The sequence below is a fragment of the Egibacter rhizosphaerae genome, assembly GCF_004322855.1.
Lineage (GTDB): Bacteria > Actinomycetota > Nitriliruptoria > Euzebyales > Egibacteraceae > Egibacter > Egibacter rhizosphaerae.
Map to the genome: position 1 here is coordinate 711203 of NZ_CP036402.1, position 16474 is coordinate 727676.

19 protein-coding genes, 1 tRNA gene and 1 pseudogene are annotated in these 16474 nt (G+C 72.1%); 13 read left to right on the forward strand and 8 right to left on the reverse strand.

Annotated elements, in window-relative coordinates; all coding sequences use genetic code 11:
• Positions 1-67 precede the first annotated feature (67 nt).
• The 6 genes from ER308_RS03275 to ER308_RS03300 form a co-directional block, all read right to left on the reverse strand.
• Positions 68-823, reverse strand: coding sequence for an ABC transporter permease (locus ER308_RS03275; protein WP_131153673.1), 756 nt, complete (start codon positions 821-823; stop codon positions 68-70).
• Entirely contained in the window at positions 820-1671 is an 852-nt protein-coding gene (locus ER308_RS03280; protein ID WP_131153674.1) for an ABC transporter ATP-binding protein, read from the reverse strand. The genes ER308_RS03275 and ER308_RS03280 overlap by 4 nt, the downstream gene beginning before the upstream one ends.
• Positions 1671-2708: an ABC transporter substrate-binding protein gene (locus tag ER308_RS03285; RefSeq protein ID WP_131153675.1), complete on the reverse strand. Its 1038-nt coding sequence runs from the start codon at positions 2706-2708 to the stop codon at positions 1671-1673. The genes ER308_RS03280 and ER308_RS03285 overlap by 1 nt, the downstream gene beginning before the upstream one ends.
• 221 nt (positions 2709-2929) lie before the next feature.
• Entirely contained in the window at positions 2930-3862 is a 933-nt protein-coding gene (locus ER308_RS03290) for a cell wall-binding repeat-containing protein (protein ID WP_131153676.1), read from the reverse strand.
• 135 nt (positions 3863-3997) lie between these two features.
• On the reverse strand, positions 3998-4657 hold the full coding sequence (locus tag ER308_RS03295) for a response regulator transcription factor (RefSeq protein WP_131153677.1): 660 nt from the start codon (positions 4655-4657) through the stop codon (positions 3998-4000).
• Positions 4654-6231 carry a sensor histidine kinase gene (locus tag ER308_RS03300; RefSeq protein WP_131153678.1) on the reverse strand — a complete coding sequence of 526 codons (1578 nt, stop codon included), beginning with the start codon at positions 6229-6231 and terminating at the stop codon, positions 4654-4656. Before ER308_RS03300 ends, ER308_RS03295 begins: the two co-directional genes overlap by 4 nt.
• 64 nt (positions 6232-6295) lie before the next feature.
• Here ER308_RS03300 and ER308_RS03305 point away from each other — a divergent pair, with 64 nt between their 5' ends.
• Positions 6296-6826: a hypothetical protein gene (locus ER308_RS03305; RefSeq protein ID WP_131153679.1), complete on the forward strand. Its 531-nt coding sequence runs from the start codon at positions 6296-6298 to the stop codon at positions 6824-6826.
• Here the strand turns inward: ER308_RS03305 and ER308_RS03310 are convergent.
• Positions 6811-8079: an aminoglycoside phosphotransferase family protein gene (locus tag ER308_RS03310; protein WP_131153680.1), complete on the reverse strand. Its 1269-nt coding sequence runs from the start codon at positions 8077-8079 to the stop codon at positions 6811-6813. The two genes, ER308_RS03305 and ER308_RS03310, sit on opposite strands and share 16 nt — an antisense overlap.
• Before the next feature lie 263 nt (positions 8080-8342).
• On the opposite strand from ER308_RS03310, the gene ER308_RS03315 reads away from it, so the two are divergent.
• Positions 8343-8417 (forward strand) — tRNA-Pro (locus ER308_RS03315).
• 42 nt (positions 8418-8459) lie between these two features.
• Here ER308_RS03315 and ER308_RS03320 read toward each other — a convergent pair.
• Positions 8460-8888 (reverse strand): TMEM175 family protein, encoded by a 429-nt coding sequence (locus tag ER308_RS03320; protein WP_131153681.1) that lies wholly within the window; start codon positions 8886-8888, stop codon positions 8460-8462.
• Positions 8889-9153: 265 nt separating this feature from the next.
• Here ER308_RS03320 and ER308_RS03325 point away from each other — a divergent pair, with 265 nt between their 5' ends.
• The 11 genes and pseudogenes from ER308_RS03325 (at position 9154) to ER308_RS03375 (ending at position 16452) form a co-directional block, all read left to right on the forward strand.
• Entirely contained in the window at positions 9154-9432 is a 279-nt protein-coding gene (locus ER308_RS03325) for a hypothetical protein (RefSeq protein WP_131153682.1), read from the forward strand.
• A gap of 58 nt (positions 9433-9490) precedes the next feature.
• Positions 9491-9889 carry a gas vesicle protein GvpJ gene (gene gvpJ, locus ER308_RS03330; protein WP_131153683.1) on the forward strand — a complete coding sequence of 133 codons (399 nt, stop codon included), beginning with the start codon at positions 9491-9493 and terminating at the stop codon, positions 9887-9889.
• A gap of 1 nt (position 9890) precedes the next feature.
• Complete coding sequence (locus ER308_RS03335; RefSeq protein WP_131153684.1) at positions 9891-10598, forward strand: GvpL/GvpF family gas vesicle protein; 708 nt, start codon at positions 9891-9893, stop codon at positions 10596-10598.
• The gene (locus ER308_RS03340; protein ID WP_131153685.1) at positions 10589-10849 is read left to right on the forward strand and encodes a gas vesicle protein GvpG; all 261 of its coding nucleotides are present in this window, start codon (positions 10589-10591) and stop codon (positions 10847-10849) included. Before ER308_RS03335 ends, ER308_RS03340 begins: the two co-directional genes overlap by 10 nt.
• Positions 10846-12579: an SAP domain-containing protein gene (locus ER308_RS03345; protein WP_131153686.1), complete on the forward strand. Its 1734-nt coding sequence runs from the start codon at positions 10846-10848 to the stop codon at positions 12577-12579. The genes ER308_RS03340 and ER308_RS03345 overlap by 4 nt, the downstream gene beginning before the upstream one ends.
• 47 nt (positions 12580-12626) lie before the next feature.
• Positions 12627-12929, forward strand: a pseudogene (gvpJ, locus tag ER308_RS03350) (gas vesicle protein GvpJ); the annotation flags it as partial.
• A gap of 122 nt (positions 12930-13051) precedes the next feature.
• A complete protein-coding gene (gvpO, locus tag ER308_RS03355) occupies positions 13052-13567 on the forward strand; it encodes a gas vesicle protein GvpO (RefSeq protein WP_131156877.1) in 516 nt (171 codons plus the stop codon).
• On the forward strand, positions 13564-14337 hold the full coding sequence (gene gvpJ, locus ER308_RS03360; protein WP_240731947.1) for a gas vesicle protein GvpJ: 774 nt from the start codon (positions 13564-13566) through the stop codon (positions 14335-14337). The genes gvpO and gvpJ (ER308_RS03360) overlap by 4 nt, the downstream gene beginning before the upstream one ends.
• 20 nt (positions 14338-14357) lie before the next feature.
• Positions 14358-15476, forward strand: a complete 1119-nt coding sequence (locus tag ER308_RS03365; RefSeq protein ID WP_131153688.1) for a GvpL/GvpF family gas vesicle protein — start codon at positions 14358-14360, stop codon at positions 15474-15476.
• A gap of 146 nt (positions 15477-15622) precedes the next feature.
• Positions 15623-15757, forward strand: a complete 135-nt coding sequence (gene gvpJ / locus ER308_RS21945) for a gas vesicle protein GvpJ (protein WP_205745874.1) — start codon at positions 15623-15625, stop codon at positions 15755-15757.
• Entirely contained in the window at positions 15754-16452 is a 699-nt protein-coding gene (locus tag ER308_RS03375; RefSeq protein WP_131153690.1) for a GvpL/GvpF family gas vesicle protein, read from the forward strand. The genes gvpJ (ER308_RS21945) and ER308_RS03375 overlap by 4 nt, the downstream gene beginning before the upstream one ends.
• The last annotated feature ends 22 nt before the right edge of the window (positions 16453-16474 follow it).

Here is a 16474-nt window from a genome sequence, read left to right on the forward strand (position 1 = left end):
GCACAGGAACCCGCCCGGGCGGAGTGACGTGCTCATCTGCACAAGATCCCGCCGGGCGCCGTGCGGGTCAGCCGCGCCAGGCCAGCAGCCGCTGCTCGATCCGCCCGGTCGCGCTGAACAGGCCGAGGACGACGACCATCACCAGCAGGATGAGGCCGAAGACCAGCGGCGCGTTGTAGGTCGACTGCGCGAACCCGAGCAGGTAGCCGATGCCCCGGCTCGACACCACGAACTCCCCCACGACCGCACCGGTGAAGGCGAACCCGACCGCCACCCGCAGGTTCGAGAGCACCCACGCGGTGACCGAGGGAACGTAGACCTCGCGCACGAGCGCCCGGGTGCCGCCGCCGAACGAGCGCACGCGCTCGACCAGGCGCCGATCGACCTCCTCGATCCCGCTGTACACGCTGAAGAAGAACAGCACGGCGACCAGCAGGAACGACAGCGCCACCTTCGACGAGATCCCCACACCGAGCCAGATGATGAGCAGCGGCGCGAGGATCACTCGCGGGATGGCGTTGAGCGCGCCCATGACGGGACGCACGAGGTCGCTGACCCACGGCGACAACGCGGCGAGGAACCCGAGCACGATCCCGGCGAGCACCCCCAGGGCGAGCCCTCCGAGCGCGGCCCCGAACGTCGCGGCCGCATGGCTCCAGATGTCCTGCTCGACGAACAGCTCGCCCACGGCCCCGCCGATCGCGGACGGCGGCGGCAGGTAGAAGGGGTCGACCAGGCCGAGCCGACCGCCCGCCTCCCAGAGCAGCGCGATCGCTCCGAACGTCGCGAGCTGCCGGATCCGACGTCGCGTCTCCCGCGTCATCGCCGCGCCACCTCCGCCAACTCGCCGTCGTCGGAGCCCTCGCCGGCCTGGCCGCCCTCGGTGGACGCGGCCGGAGCCGCTGCCTGCGTCCCTGCCTCCGCGGCCTCCGCCGTCGGGGCGGACACTCGCTCGAGGTCGGCCCAGAGTCGCGGCAGCAACTCGGCGAACCGGGGGTCCGCCTTGGCCGCCAGCGGATCGCGCGGGCGCGGCAGCGCGACGTCGTAGCTGCCGGCAATGCTCGCGCGCGGGCCGGCGGGCAGCAGATGGACGCGGTCGCCGAGCGCGATCGCCTCCTCGAGGTCGTGGGTGACGAGCAGCACCGCGATCCCGGCCTCCTCCACCCAGCGCAGCAGGTCCGAGACGACCCGGTGACGCACGATCGCGTCGAGCGACGCGAAGGGCTCGTCCATGAGCAGCAGCGCCGGCTCGAGGGCGAGGACCTGCGCGATCGCGACCCGCTTGCGCTGCCCTCCCGAGAGCTGACGCGGCCAGCGGCCGGCGAGTTCCCCCACGCCGAGCCGGTCGAGCCACCGCTGGCTGCGCTCGCGGGCCTCGCGCTTTCCGACGCCGCGGATCGTCAGTCCGAGCGCGGCGTTCTGCGCGACCGTGCGCCACGGCAGCAGCGCGTCGTCCTGGAACAGGAACCCGATCTCCCGCGGCGCGAGGTCGCTCTCGATCTCCCCGGCGTCGGGCTCGTGCAGGCCGGCGATCGCCCGCAGGAGCGTCGACTTGCCGGACCCGCTGGGCCCGACGAGGCTCGCGAACTCGCCGGCGGACAGCTCCACGTCGAGTCCGTCGAGCACCGGCTCGTCGCCGTAGCCGATCCGCAGATCGTTGACTCGCAGCATCAGTTCGACTCCAGGATTCGCAGGTCGATGAGGTCGTCGGCTTCGTACGCGCGCTCCACGGCGCCGGAGGCGTTCAGGGAGTCGATGGCTCGCTGCACCGACGGCGGATCGATCTCCACCGAGTCGGGATACAGCGACTGTTGGTACTGTTCCAGCACCTCCGCGAGCAGCCCCGTGTCCTCCCCGGCGACGAGCTCTCCGGGGAGGGCGTCGATGAGTTCCCGGCCGCTGAGCGAGCGGGTCGTCTCGAGCCCGGCGGCGAGGGCGCGTCCGAGGCGGCGCATCTGCTCGCCCCGCTCCTCCCGTTCGTCCTCCCGCACGGCCACGCCCATGAACTCGTAGGCGCCGCCGAGGAACCGCTCCGCGTCGTCGATGTCCATCGCGTTGAAGAGCACCTCCGAGCCGTCGTCGCGCAGCAGCGACAGCGCCGGCTCCTGCACCATGCCGGCCTCGACGTCGCCCAGGCGGACCACGTCGTAGGCGTTGGTCCCGACCTGGGTGAACTCGACGTCGTCGGGATCGATCCCGGCTTGCTCGAACAGGTAGAGCAGGATCGAGTGGTCGGCGTTGCCGAGGCTGGAGATGCCGATGGTGCGCCCGGCCAGGTCCTCGATGCCGGTGATCTCGTCGGCGGTCTCCGGCGCGGTGGCCAACGCGAACAGCGGCAGCCGGCCGGTCGAGGCGAACCGGCGCACACCCCCGGCCTCCTCGGCGGCCTGGGCGAAGGCGTCGAAGCTGGTGGCCGCGTAGTCGACGGCGCCGCCCACCAGCGCCTGCATCGCGGCGCCGCCGCCGTCGCTGTAGATCAGCTCGACCTCGAGATCCTGGTCCGCGAAGTGACCGGCGGTCTCGGTGACCTCGTAGGGCACGACGCAGAGCAGCTGGCTGCAGAAGGCGAGACGGATCCGCTCGGAGCCGCCGAACGCGCCGCAGCCGGCGAGCGCCGCCCCACCGGTCAGCGCTCCGACGCCGCGTAGCAGCGTCCGGCGGCTGATTCGCGCGCCGGTAAGGCGCGACCGCAGCGGCGACTCGAGCATCGCGGCGGGAGCCGATGCCCCGCCCGCACCGCAGCAGTCCGTCACGTGCTTCCTCCAGGCGCCCGTGGGCAACGACCGAGCCGAAGTGGCGGCCAGCGGGACCGGAGCCCGCGACCTCGGTAGCGGCAAGCATCACCGTCGAGTGCGGGGCTCGCAGACCACCTCGCCGTTCAAACCGTGGCAACCCACCGGCTGGAGGACATGGCAGGCGACTGCGGCGCCTACGAGGCGGCCGCCTCCTCCACGATGGCGTCGCAGACCGCCGAGGACCCGCCGAGCGTGACGACCTCGTCGGGGTCGAGCCGGTCGATCTCACTCGCGACGGCTCCGGGCAGCGACCCGCACTGGGGCACGAGCAGGATCGGCCCATCGGACAGCGACTTGCCGGCCAGCGCGTCGGCGGCCTCGTCCCCACGGGCGAGGTAGACGACGTCGGCGCCGGTGGCGAAGGCTTCCTCGCTGATGGCCACCGCCGTCTCGTAGCGGTCGTTCCCGGCCAGGCGGCGCGTCGGTCGAGCGTCACCCTCGTCCTCGCCGTTGTCCTCGTCGTCGCCGTTGTCGGGCGCACCGCTCAGGTCGGAGCACTGTCCCTCGGCGTCCCCGCGAACGGTGTTGCCACCACCGGTGGGAGCGGGGTCGTTGGACTGGCACTGGAGATTGCCGTCGATGGTGTTGTCGGTGATGTCCAGTCCGCCGGTGTTCTGATTGGCCTGCAGATTGCCGTCGATGGTGTTGTCGTCGGCGGCCAGCGCGCCGTCGTTGGCCTCGAGCTGCAGGTCACCGTCGATGCGGGTGGCGGTGACCGTGGCGCCGGCGCCGTCCTCGAGCTGGATGTTGCCGTGCACGACGGTGCCCTCGACGGTCACGTCGCCAGCGTTGTTGTCGTCGTCCTGGATGTTGCCGTCGATCTCGGCGTCGAGAGCGGTGAGGCTCGCGCCCGAGCCGACGAGCACGTTGCCCTCGACCGTGGTGCCGTCGAGCGTGCAGGTCGCTCCGTCGGGCACGACGACGTTGTCGTCGATCGTGGTGGCGCCGATCGTGCCCGTGCACGATTCGTCGGCAGCGGCTGGGTCGGTCGCCGCCCAGCTCACGAGGACGATGAGGACGACGGTGGCGAGCAACAGGGCACTCACGCGCGTGCGGGTGGTGGTCATGTGGACCTCCTGGGTCTGTAGAGGTTCGGCGGGGCTTCGGCCGAACGAGGCCATCGAATCACCCGGGGATGAGGGTCCGGTGAGGACACGATGAGAGCGTCCTCAGCAACCCTCGGGCGAGGGTGGGTCGCGCGGTCAGCCCGCGAACCGGTAGCCCATGCCACGGACGGTGCCGATGAGCTGGTCGCCGAGCTTGCGCCGCAGGTAGCCGACGTAGACCTCGACCACGTTGGAGCCGGGGTCGTGGTCGTAGCCCCAGACGTGGCTGAGCAGTTGCTCGCGGCTGAGCACCTGGCCCGGGTGGCGCAGGAAGGCCTCCAGCAGGGCGAACTCCCGGGCGGTCAGCTCGACCTCGTGGCCGTCGACGGTCGCTCGCCGGGTCCGGAGGTCGAGGGTCACGGGGCCCGCTGACAGGGCCCCGGGGTCGGCTGAGCGGGGCTCGCGCAGACGGGCCCGCACGCGGGCGAGCAACTCCTCGAACACGAACGGCTTGGTGATGTAGTCGTCGGCTCCCTGATCGAGGCCCGTCACCGTCGCGTCGACACCGTCGCGGGCGGTGAGGATCAGGACCGGCACACCGGTGCCGCTCCGGCGGAGGCGGCGCAGGACCTCGAGCCCGTCGAGGTCGGGTAATCCCAGATCCAGCACGATGAGGTCGAACGGATCGCTGGTGGCCGACACCAGGGCCGCCGCGCCGTCCTTGGCGACGGTGGTCGCGTAGCCCTCGGCACGCAGCCCTTTGGAGATGAACGAGGCGATACGCGCCTCGTCCTCGACGATCAGGACCCGCGTCATCGGCCCGTGTCCTGCGGCTCGGCGGTGGACGACTCCCCGGTGAACGGCTCCCCGGTCGACGGCTCCCCGGTCGACGGCTCCCCAGTGGACGGCTCCACGACTGACGGCTCCGTGGGGGGCAGCGTCGCCGGGGGAAGCACGAGCGTGAACGCGGCGCCCTCGCCGGGAGCACCAGCCACCTCGACAGTGCCGCCGTGGGCCTGCGCGATCGCCCGCACGATGGCGAGCCCGAGGCCGGCGCCCTCCCCCGAGCGCGCGCGGTCGCCGCCGCGGGCGAAGCGGTCGAATAGGCGCTCGCGTTCCTGCTCGGCGATCCCGGGGCCGTCGTCGCGGACCCACAGACGGACGGCCTCGTCGGTGACGGAGGAGCCGATGGAGATCGTCCCCTGCGGGCTCGTGTGCGCGGCGGCATTGGAGGCCAGCTGCACGGCGGCCTGCGTCAGGCGTTGGGCGTCGGCAACCAGCACTGCCTCTGCGACCTGCTCGAGGACCCAGTGGCGCGACGCGAGCCCGCGTGCCTTGGCGTGCACGGTGCGGGTCAGGTCGCCGAGATCGACCGGCTCGGGTTGGAGGAAGTCCGGGCGCCCCGCCTTGGCCAGCGTCAGCAGCTCCTCGACCATGCGGTGCATGCGGTCGAGCTCCTCGGTGACCAGGGCGACGGTTGCGGCGTGGTCCTCCGGCTCGTCGTAGGGCAGCAGCTCGAGGTGACCGCGGATGATCGTGATCGGGGTCCGCAGTTCGTGTCCGGCATCGTCGATGAACTGACGCTGGTGCTCGAACGCCTCCTCCAGGCGGTCGAGCATCTCGTTGAACGTGTGGGCCAGCTCGCTGACCTCGTCCCGGCCCTCGACCGGCAAGCGCTCGGTCAGGTCGGTCTCGGTGATGCGGCGGGCGGTGCCCGTGACCTCGCGCACCGGCCGCAGAGCACGGCCGGAGAGGTTGCCCACCACCACCGCGGCGAGGACGACCATGATGAGCCCCACCAGTGCAGCGACGCCGATCACCTCGTCGACCTCGCGCGCCTCCAGGTCGCGATGCCACACCACGACGAACACCGCCTCGGTCGTCCCGTCCACGAGGAGCGGCACCGCGTGGTAGTCGACCCGCCCGCTTCCGGACACGTCGACGAGGCCTCTGGAGGGCTCGCCGAGGCCCGCGAAGCGTCCGCCCAGTGCCGCGGCGGCGTCGACGCCCGCGGGGGGCGAGGGGGTGTGCTCGGCCAACGTCCCCTGGATGTAGCCGAGGAGCTGCTCGTTGCGCTGGGGGACGTTGCGATCGAAGAAGACCTCGAGGATCCGTTCCGCATCGTCCCCGAACGGCTCACCGGTCTCGGGATCGGTGCCCGTCGCGAGGGCGCGCAGTTCCTCGACCTCCTGGGTGAGCTCGCGTTCGATCCGCTCGTCGAGGCGTAGGAGCAGCACCGCTCGGGCCGCGATGAGGCAGACCGCCAACCCGACGACCAACAGCAGCACGTGCCAGGCGATCAACCGCAAGCGCACGCTCGCCACGAAACGGCGCAGCCGGCCGCCGCGGGCGCGACCGGGTGTCGACTCTCCGAGCATCGAGGCTGCCATCACCGCACATGGTGCCGTGCGCCGGGGCCGGGCGGGTCGGCTGACCGACCGGCGGGACAACTAGTTGTCGCTGTCGGGCGAGTCCGAGCTGTCGGGCGAGTCCGAGCTATCGGGCGAGTCGGGAGAGGCCGGCGAGCCCGCGGAGTTGGGCGAGTTCGGGGAGTCCACCGAGGCGGGCGAGACCGGGCTGTTCACCGACTGCGGGGAGTCCACCGAGTCCTGGGCGCTCAGCGAGTCGGGGGAGGCCGGCGAGTCCGGTGAATCCGGTGAATCCGGTGAATCTGATGAGGCCGGCGACTGCGACGCCGCGGAATCGGAGGCTTCGGCGGACGGCGCCGATTCGATGGAGGGGATCGACGGAGCCGAGGCCGACGAGGCGGTGGACGGGGCACTGGCCTGCGCCTCAGCGTCATCGGGGCGGTCGAGCTCGATGGGGTCCGACGCCTCGGACTGTGCCTGCAGACCCGCCAACCCGGCCACGGCGGCTCCGGCCACGGCCGTGCCGGCGGTGATCACCTTCCAGTTGCGCATGACGTGCTCCTTCGGTCGGGACGGGGTGGCGCGGTTCGGCACGAATCCTCACCCTCCCCGCTGAACCGTCGATGAGGTGCCGATGAGAGCCCGCTCATGACCGGCGGCGGCTGCGGCTGCCAGCCGCACGAGCTCGCGCACCCGAACGGGCCACGCCTCGTGCTGTGCGCGAAACGGCCACCCCGCCAACCCGAGGAGCGCCCCGGCGACTCGACCGGCGACCTCTTCGGCCGACACACGCCGGGTGGCCAGCTCGTGGACCCGCGCGGCATAGGCCGCGACGTTCGTCGTCGCGCGGGGGTTCGCCCACGCCAGCACGCGCAGGTGGGCCAGCAGCGACACCAGGTCGTCGATCGCGTCCCCCGGGCGGACCCGGTCGAGGTCCAGCAGACCGGTGACCCGCTCGCCCGAGACCAGGACCTGGGCGTCATGGAAGTCCCCGTGGACGATGCGGTCCGGGCACCAGGGGACGTCCGCGGCCGCGGCCACCTGTCGGGCGAGGCGACCGACGGATGGGACGACCGCTGCCAGCAGTCGGGCGTGGCGGGCGGCGTGGACACCGGGCGGCTCCGCCGCCCCGACGGCGGGGTCGGTGCTCGTCCCAGCGAGCCCGCGAAGCGGTCGGAGAACCGTCCCGGGAGCAGGCACCGATGCGCCATCCACCAGCGCCGTACCCAGGGTCCTCCCGGGCAGGGCCCCGAGGGCGAGCACACCCCGGTCGGGAGCCGCGCCGAGCACGCCGGGTACCGGCAGGTCCCGCTCCAGGGCGCGGTGTAGGCGAGCCAGCCGCTCCGCCTGGTCCGGCGGGACGACCTTCAAGAACAGCGAACGCCCTCCGCCGATCACCTCGAGCACCGCCCGCGACGTCGGTCGATAGACCCGTGGCACGACACGGGCGACCCGACCGCTGTGAACGTGGTCGCGCGAGAGTCCACGGATCAGGGCGGCTGCACCCTCGGGCGCGCAGACCGACGGTAGGCCCGGCAGGCAGGGGTCCCCGGGATAGGCCCATGCGGCCAGCGTCACGCCCTCGGGACCGACCACGCGCGCGGCACGGGCTGGCAGTTCACCGTGCGCGAGCGCGTACGACTCCACCCTCCGCCCGCCGGATCCTGAGGCGTTGCCGCTGGCGTCCCGACCGGACCAGTCCACCTCGCAGCGGAACCGCACGACGGTTCGCCGGCTTGGCTCGTACCGGACCTCGGTCGGGCGCGCTGCGCGTACCGCGCCGCCGCCGGCCTCCACCGCTGCGGCCAGCGGCTCCTCGTACGCCTCCCACAGAGCGGCTTCGGGTCGCCGAAGCGTGCTGTCCTCCATGACCCCGCTTGTCGCCGCGGCCGATGAGGCCCCGATGAGCCGCGGATGAGAGACCGCTTATCCGGCCGCAGCCGACCCGCTAACGTCCACGGACCCGCCCACGACCGCGAAGCCGGTCTCGCTCAGTAGACTGTCGGCATGCAGCGCTCGCGGGGTACCGTGACCCGTGGCGTGCGCAGGCCCGATTGACCGTCGTGGTGCGTCAAGGTGGGCAAACGGACACTGGCCCACCGCACGGGCGGAGACGCCGGTCGGGGCCGCTCCGGGACGTAGCGCAGCTTGGTTAGCGCGCCTGCTTTGGGAGCAGGAGGTCGCGGGTTCGAATCCCGCCGTCCCGACTCATCTCTCGGGCCGTTCCTCGGACGGCCGGTGAGCGGTCGCTATCCCCATGCCCGGTACTCCGGCGGCGCGCGCCATGCAACGACCGACTCCGCCGGCCAGGTCAGCACCAACAGGGCCAGACCCGCCACCGGCACGAGGGCGACCGCTCCGAGGAGCACGAGGTTGATCGCGATCAAGCCGGGTTCGACGACACCGAGCACCGCGATGAACCGATGGTGGATCCACCAGAAGTTCGCCACGACAGCGAAGCTCAACAGGAACGCGATGAACTGCGGGAGCTGGTCCGCGAGCGCGCCGGCGAGTTGGTCGGCGGGAACATCAGGGACCTCGATGCGCAGTACGAGCAGGGTCATCGCGATCGCGAACAGGGCATCGCTCAGGTTCGCGACCCGTGAGAACTCAACGGAGTCGCGTCGGTAGCGTCGCGACGCCGAGCCGTCGTCCAGAAGCCCCCAGCCCGCCTCCATGCGCGGAGTCTACGGCCGGCTCGGACCCGAACCACGCGTGGCCGACGCGAAAGCCACCTCGCGAAGCACCCATCCCAGCCTCGCGCTGTCAACGCATTGATGGAACTCCCCACGGGCTGGGAGACCGATCATCCCATGGGTTCGCCTCGCCTCATGCTCGCGGTGTTCGCCGCGCCGGTGGATTCGACAGGGGTGTGCCGGGGTAGGAGGGGTCAGTCCTGACAACGATCCGCCCGCACCCGTCGCCTCCCGTTAGGAGTCGAACGTGCCCGTGAACTCGGCGCACCAGCGCTACGTCGACTACCTCTTCGCTCAAGCGAGCGCCGGTCGCTACCCGAGCCACCAGATCCTCAAGCGCATCGAGGCCGCGATCACCGACCGCGAGACCGCGGAGCGCTACGTCGATCTCCTGCTGTCCGAGGCCGAGAACCAGCGGTTCCCGAGCCTACGCATGCTCGACCGGGCCAACCAGATCGTCACCCGCATGGCGGCCGCCGACGTCATCGAGCGGCTCGATGAGGAGTTCGAAGCCGCCAACGGCTGACCGCTCGCTCCGGGCACGCACCGCACGGTCCGGGGACGCACCACGCGAAAGGATCCCCATGTCCACCGCAACCGTCGACCGTCGGCCCGCGTCGGGCACGCTGGCCGAGGTCATCGACATCATCCTCGACAAAGGGCTGGTGATCGACGCCTTCGTGCGCGTCTCGCTGGTCGGCATCGAGCTGCTCACCGTCGACATCCGCGTCGTGGTCGCCAGCGTCGACACCTACCTGCACTTCGCCGAGGCCACCAACCGCCTCGACCTGCGCGAGAAGGCCGAGGAGCACGACGCCGACCTGCAGGACCTCGTCGGCGGGATGGCCGCCGAGAAGACCGAGGGCGCGATCGAGGGGGCGAAGGAGGAGTTCGGCGAGCCGATCGAGAGCGGCAAGGAGAAGGTGAAGGCCGTCTTCGGTCAGGACGAGGACGCCGAAGAGACCGAGGAGCAGGAGGACTGAGGTGCCCTATCTCGTCCACGGCGTCAGCCGCAAGCTCCAGACCACACCGGCGACGGACCTGGACGTCGAGACCGTCCGCCACGGTCCGCTGGTGGCGCTCGTGAGCCCGACGCCGGACGAGGAGGCGCTGCCGACCCGCGCCAACCTCCTGCAGCACACCCGGGCGCTCGAGCGAGTCGGAGAGCACGCCACGGTCGTGCCGATGCGGTTCGGGGTTGTCGTCCCCGACCTCGACACCCTCGCGAACGACTACCTCGCGCCGCAGCGCGAGCAGCTGCTCGCAACGCTCGACCGGCTCGACGGCCACGTCGAGCTGCGCCTGCGCGGCCACTACGACGAGGCGAAGGTGATCGCCGGGATCCTCCGACAGGATCCGCGCGCAGCGCACCTGCACGGGCGCACCGAGACAGACGCCAAGATCGAGCTCGGCGAACGCATCGTCGCCGGGATCGATGCACGTCGCGGCGCCGACCGGCACCACGCTCGCGCCGCCCTCGCGCCCTACCCGGCCGCGGTGGTGGACTCGGGGACGACCGAGACGCTCGACGCGTTCTCGCTGTCGTTCCTGGTCGGTCGAACGGCCCGCGAGCCCTTCGACCGCGCGGTCGACGCGCTCGGGGAGGAACTCGCCCCGGTGATCGGCCTGGAGCTGGTCGGACCGGTGCCGCCCTTCAGCTTCGTGACCGAGGAGGCGGACGCGTGGGCCTGATCGGCAGCCTACTGACGCTTCCCGTCACCGGACCGGCACGAGCCGGCTTCTGGGTGGTCGACCAGGTAGTGGCCGCCGCGGAGGCGGAGCTGTACGACGAGGGACGCATCGTGGCGGAACTCCGCGCTCTGGCCGCCGAGGCCGACGCAGGGCGCATCACCGAGGAGGAGCACGCCGCCGCCGAGGAGGTGCTCCTGGAGCGCCTCATGGAGGCACGCGCGCGCCGAGCGCACAGCCAGGAGACGCCGTGAAAACCGAGGACCTCACCAAGGCGCAGCTGCAGGACGAGCTGCGCGACCGCGGACTGCGCGTCACCGGCTCCAAGCAGGAGCTGCTCGAACGGCTCACCTCCGAGATCGGCGACATCGACGTGTCGTCGGCCGAGCAGCTCAGGGAGCTGACCAAGTCCGACCTCCAGCGGCGCCTGCACCGCGCCGGTCTGCCCGTGTCGGGCAACAAGGACGAGCTCATCGGCCGGCTCAGTGACCACGCCGCGGACGACAGCGGCTCATCGTCCGCTCAGACCGGCCAAGCCGAGAGCTCGACGGACACCGAGCGCACGCAAGCCGAGGACGCCCAACCGGAGCGGGAGCGGGCCGAAGCCGACGCCCAACCGGAGCGGGAGCGCACCGAAGCCGAGGACACCCAACCGGAGCGGGAGCGCACCGAAGCCGAGGACACCCAACCGGAGCGGGAGCGGACCCAAGCCGAGGACGCCCAACCGGAGCGGGAGCGCACCGAAGCCGAGGACACCCAACCGGAGCGGGAGCGGGCCGAAGCCGAGGAGACGGAGGCCGGCACCCGGCCAGCGCGGGAGGACGAGGGGGAAGCAGCCCAGGAGGAAACAGCCCACGAGGAAGCAGCCCAGGAGGAAGCAGCCGAGGAGGACACAGCCGAGGAGCCCGACGCCGACGAGGACGTCACCGAGGACCGCAAGCAGGCGCGCGACCGCGGCGAGTACCGGGTGGAGCAGGACCCGCGGGAGACCGTCGAGCCGCTCGTCGACCTCGAGCTCGGTCCCGTCGCCCTCGACGTGATGGGACTCGAGGTGCACCTCAACCGCCTGCACCTCGCCCTCACCGCCAACGAGGGACCCGATCACGCGTTGGTCGGCAAGCTCCTGGCCAAGATTGCCAAGCTGCTCAACGACGCCGGCCTCAGCTCGGTGGCCGACATGCTCACCGATTCCGTCCAGAAGGCGCTGGACGCACTGCCCTCCCCGACCGGCGACGGAACGGACGAGGAGGGCGCCGACGACGGCGATGCCGACGACGGCGGCCTGCTCGACACGCTCCTCGCCCCGCTGCGGGCCGTCAGGGACGCCGTCAAGAGCGTGGCGCGGACGATCTCGTCCGGCAACGAGTCGTTCACCGACCACGCGACCGATGCCGTGGAGCATGCCGGCAAGGCGTCGGACCCGCGCGGGGGGACGGTGCAGTCGCTCTGGCAGGGCAAGAAGGCCACTCGCGACGCGCGTCGCGCCGTGGGAGCGCTGTTCGGCAAGGCCACCGAGGCCGGCAAGGACGCCGCCGACAAGGCCACCGACGCCGGCAAGGACGCCGCCGACAAGGCGGCTGACGTGGGCAAGGACGCAGCCAACACCGCCGCCGAGACCGGCAAGCAGACCGCCTCCCAGGCAACCCCAGCGGGAAAGCAGGCGATCGAGAACGGCAAGCAAGCCGGCAAGCAGGCCACCGAGACCGGCAAGCAAGCCGGCAAGCAGGCCACCGAGACCGGCAAGCAAGCCGCCCAGAAGGCCACCGAGACCGGCAAGCAAGCCGCCCAGAAGGCCACCGACACCAGCGAGGAGCCTGAAGCGCGAGCCGGCGGGTCGGGCCAGCGGGCCTCCGAGCAGGCTACGGAGCCCGCGGCAGGCGACGAGGACGCCTTGGGGTCGCCGGCGCAGGACGACCGCGGCCCCGGGCGCACGACGAACACCTCCGCCCAGAAGGCCAAGACCGCTTTGCGCGGCACCAGCTGAGCTATCGACCGAGCCCGCCCTACCTCTACTGATCGAGGAGCCCCGCCATGTCCGCCACCGCCGTGGCAGCCAATCCCCGAACCCTCGCCTCCCCGGCCTCCACGTCCACGGTCGACCGTCGGCCCGCGTCGGGCACGCTGGCCGAGGTCATCGACATCATCCTGGATAAGGGCCTGGTGATCGACGCCTTCGTGCGCGTCTCGCTGGTCGGCATCGAGCTGCTCACCGTCGACATCCGCGTGGTGGTCGCCAGCGTCGACACCTACCTGCACTTCGCCGAGGCCACCAACCGCCTCGACCTGCGCGAGAAGGCCGAAGAGCACGATACGCAGCTGCAAGACCTCGTCGGCGGCGAGTAGGCCACGCCCGGGCAGGGGTCCGAAGGCCCAGTTGGGGGAGGTTCCCGACGCGACCGGCCGTCGACCCGACGAGCAGGTACCCGTAGGCCGGGCGCAAGGGCGAAGGAGAGACCGTGAGCTACCAGGACCAGACCAAGGCCGAGCTCAAGGAGGAGCTGCACCGACGCGACCTGCGCGTCAGCGGCACGAAGCACGAGCTCGTCGAGCGTCTCCAGGGCGACGACCGCGACGCCGAGCGCGGGGGGGCCAGCGCATCGAGCGGGGCGAGCGGGGGTTCTTCCGCTGCCGACCAGTCCTCAGCCCAGCAGGAGGGCAGCGCTGAGTCGGCCCCGCAGCGCAGCGGGTCGTCCTCGTCGCAGGGACGCGCGCGACTCAAGCCCTTGCAGCTGACCCGGGCCGCGGCCCGTCAGCTCGAGCAGCTGAGCGGCCGCCGAGTGGACGGGACCTCCGGGTTGGAGCAGACCGAGGAGGGTTCGCGCGTGCTCCTCGAGCTCGTCGAGAGCCAGCGCGTGCCGCCCGCCACCGACGTGCTCGGCACCTACGAGGTCGTCGTCGACGAGTACGGGGACCTTGTGCGCTACGAACGCCTGAATCGCTACATCCGCGGCCAGGTGGGAGGTGGGCAGTGAGCGACTCCTCCAACCCCTACATGCGCGGCTCACCGCCGACGGCACGGCGGTCGAGCGGTCCGGACGGGCTCGCCGACGTCCTCGAGCGGATCCTCGACAAGGGACTGGTCGTCGCGGGCGACATCCAGGTCAACCTGCTCGACATCGAGCTCATCACCATCAAGGTGCGGTTGCTGCTGGCCTCGGCGGACACCGCGCAGCAGATGGGCATCGACTGGTGGAAGCACGATCCCTTCCTCAGCGGCCGCGACCGAGAGCTGGCACAGGAGAACGCGATCCTGCGTGACCGGGTCGACGCCCTCGAGGCGCGCCTGGGCGAGAAGCTCGCCCCCGGCGAGCCCTCCCCCAGCGACCTGGTCGGGGAAGGGGCGACGGATCGCACGTCGACCCGTGGCCAGACGCGCCCGACCGAAGCGCTGCGGCGCGAGGCGCGGCAGGCAGCGTCCCCCGGTAGCGACACGTCCGAGCGTGGCCGCCGACGCGAGGAAGACCCCTCGACCGCCCGGCCGGACGCGGTCGAGACCGAGGAGATCCGTGTCGAGCCGGCCCAGGAGGGCTCGACGCTGCGCATCGAGACCGACGAGGCCCAGGGCGAGGACGCGATCGCCACCAGCGGGGACGCACGGATCCGAGCCGAGGATGCCAGCGAGGGCGAGCGCTACGCCGAGCTCAGCAAGGCGCAGCTGCAGTCACGCCTGCGCGAGCGTGGCCTGCCGGTCAGCGGCAACAAGGACGCCCTCATCGAGCGCCTCCGCACCTCGAGCGACTGACCCCGACCGAAGAAGCAGCCGTGGCCAACGAACGTGACCTCCTGCGAGAGCTCCAGAGCGTCCTCGCCGAAGCCGACGTCGACGTCACGTCGCTCGTCGAGGGGGCATGGGAGGACGCGCGCGAGGAGGTGCGCGCGACACTGACCCGTCTGATGGCCCACGACCTGCTGCGGCGATCACTCGGCACCCTGCAAGGGGGTTCGGCCTCGCACGGGGCCGCGGCCGACGTCGCCCAGGGTGGGGCGTCCGACGCCGTCGAGGGTGGAGCGTCCGGCGTCGCCCACGATGGGCCGGCTGCTGCGCCAGCGCCTGAGGGGACGACCGACACCGCCGTGCACGCGGACGCGCCCGAGGACCCACCAGCGGAGCTCGCCACCTACCTGTTCGGCGTGGTCGGAGGCGAGGTGACGCTGCCCGAGGCGGAGCTGCCGCAACTGCCGGGCGGGGGCCCGGTCCGCCTGCTTCCCGCGGCCCGATGCCAGGCCCTCGTGTGCGACGTGGACCCGAGCTCCTTCGAGGCGCTGCGCGAGGCGACCCCGGACGGGTTGGAGCTGCTGGCCGCGGCCGCCTACGTCCACGACGAGGTGCTCGCCACCTTCGCGCAGGGTCCGGTCTTGCCCCTCGGCCTCGGCACCGTCCTCCCCGACGACCAAGCGGTCGAGGGGCTCCTGGTGCGACACGCCGACCGACTCGAGACCGAGCTCGATCGGATCCGCGGTCGGAGCGAGTGGGCGGTCACGGTGCACGAGCCAGCGCCCGAGGCCGCACCGCCAGCGGAGGGCCCCGCCGCGACATCCGGGCACGACTACCTCGAGCAGCGCCGCGCCGCGCTCCAAGCGCGCGAGTCGCGGTGGGAGCAAGAGGAGCGGGTCGCGGCAAGCTTTCACGGGCCGCTGGCCGCCTGTGCCCGCGACGCGGTGGAGGTCGGCGCGCGGCCGCTGGAGCAGGACGACCCACCGCTTCTGCACGGGGTCTACCTCCTCGACGACGACGCACGCGACCGGTTCGACTCGACCGTGGAGTACCTGCGCGCCGAGCACCCCGACGTGGAGGTCGAGGTGACGGGCCCGTGGCCGCCGTACCACTTCACCTCGCTGGACCTGTCCGACGACGCCCCCACCGACCAGGGGACCCCGTGACCACCGAGTCGCCCTCCCCGACGACTGGCCGCACCACGGCGTCGACGAACGAGCAGCAGGCCCATCGCTCCCCGCCTGCGGCGCCGGCGAGGTCCGCTCCCACAAGTTCGCCCGCCCGCCTCGGATCCGACGCGACGCTCGTGGACGTGCTCGACCGGGTCCTCGACCGAGGAGTCACCATCACTGGCGACGTGGTCCTGTCGGTCGCCGGCGTCGACCTCGTCCACCTCGGCGTCCGCCTGGTTCTCAAGGGGATCGACGGCGACGAGGAGGTGCCGTGATCCACCTCTACGGGCTCACCAGCCAGCCGTCCCACGTGGAGGGGCTCGCGGGCATCGACGACCGGCCGGTCGCCGAGCTGACCTGCGGCCCCCTGCACGCGGCGACCACGACCCACGACCGTGCCCCGTCACCGACCGAGGAGGCCGCCCTCGCGCACGCAGCGACGGTCGCTGCCCTCGCGGAGGCGACGCCGACGCTGCCGGTGCGCTTCGGGGTGCAGCACGCCCACGTCGACGGGCTGCGCGCTGCCCTGGCCGAGGTGCAGGATCAGCTGGTCGCGGCGCTGGAGTCGGTCGGCGACGCGGCGGAGTTCGTGGTGCGGCTCGACCGCCCGCGCACCACCACGGCGGCCCCCGCCGCCCGGCAGGAGGACGAGGCGCACCCGGAGAGCCCGAATGCCGGTCCCGGCTACACGTACCTCAGTCGGCGGCTGGCCCAGCAGCACGCGCAGGTGGCGCAGCACCGCGAGGTCCTCGCCGAGCTCCGATCCGTCACGCGTGCGCTGGATCCGCAAGCCCGGCAGGTCATCGAGCGCTCGGGGCCGCGCGGCCCCGAGCGGTGCTTCCTCGTCCCGCGCACCCACGTCGACGGCTTCGCCGAGGCCGCGGCAGCGGCAGCGGGCGCGCTCGATCGGGGCGTGTGGGGCGGCCCCTGGCCCCCGTACTCCTTCGTGGAGGAGGCGGTGCCGACATGACCGGTCAGCGTCACGACGCGAG

What these genes read in the sequence shown, in the direction of transcription:
- ER308_RS03295 (WP_131153677.1), bottom strand. Translation starts at nt 4,657, where the DNA reads ATGACGCGGGTCCTGATCGTCGAGGACGAGGCGCGTATCGCCTCGTTC.
- ER308_RS03280 (WP_131153674.1), bottom strand. Translation starts at nt 1,671, where the DNA reads ATGCTGCGAGTCAACGATCTGCGGATCGGCTACGGCGACGAGCCGGTG.
- ER308_RS03310 (WP_131153680.1), bottom strand. Translation starts at nt 8,079, where the DNA reads ATGGAGGACAGCACGCTTCGGCGACCCGAAGCCGCTCTGTGGGAGGCG.
- gvpJ (WP_131153683.1), top strand. Translation starts at nt 9,491, where the DNA reads ATGTCCACCGCAACCGTCGACCGTCGGCCCGCGTCGGGCACGCTGGCC.
- ER308_RS03320 (WP_131153681.1), bottom strand. Translation starts at nt 8,888, where the DNA reads ATGGAGGCGGGCTGGGGGCTTCTGGACGACGGCTCGGCGTCGCGACGC.
- ER308_RS03285 (WP_131153675.1), bottom strand. Translation starts at nt 2,708, where the DNA reads ATGCTCGAGTCGCCGCTGCGGTCGCGCCTTACCGGCGCGCGAATCAGC.
- ER308_RS03275 (WP_131153673.1), bottom strand. Translation starts at nt 823, where the DNA reads ATGACGCGGGAGACGCGACGTCGGATCCGGCAGCTCGCGACGTTCGGA.
- ER308_RS03300 (WP_131153678.1), bottom strand. Translation starts at nt 6,231, where the DNA reads ATGGCAGCCTCGATGCTCGGAGAGTCGACACCCGGTCGCGCCCGCGGC.
- ER308_RS03290 (WP_131153676.1), bottom strand. Translation starts at nt 3,862, where the DNA reads ATGACCACCACCCGCACGCGCGTGAGTGCCCTGTTGCTCGCCACCGTC.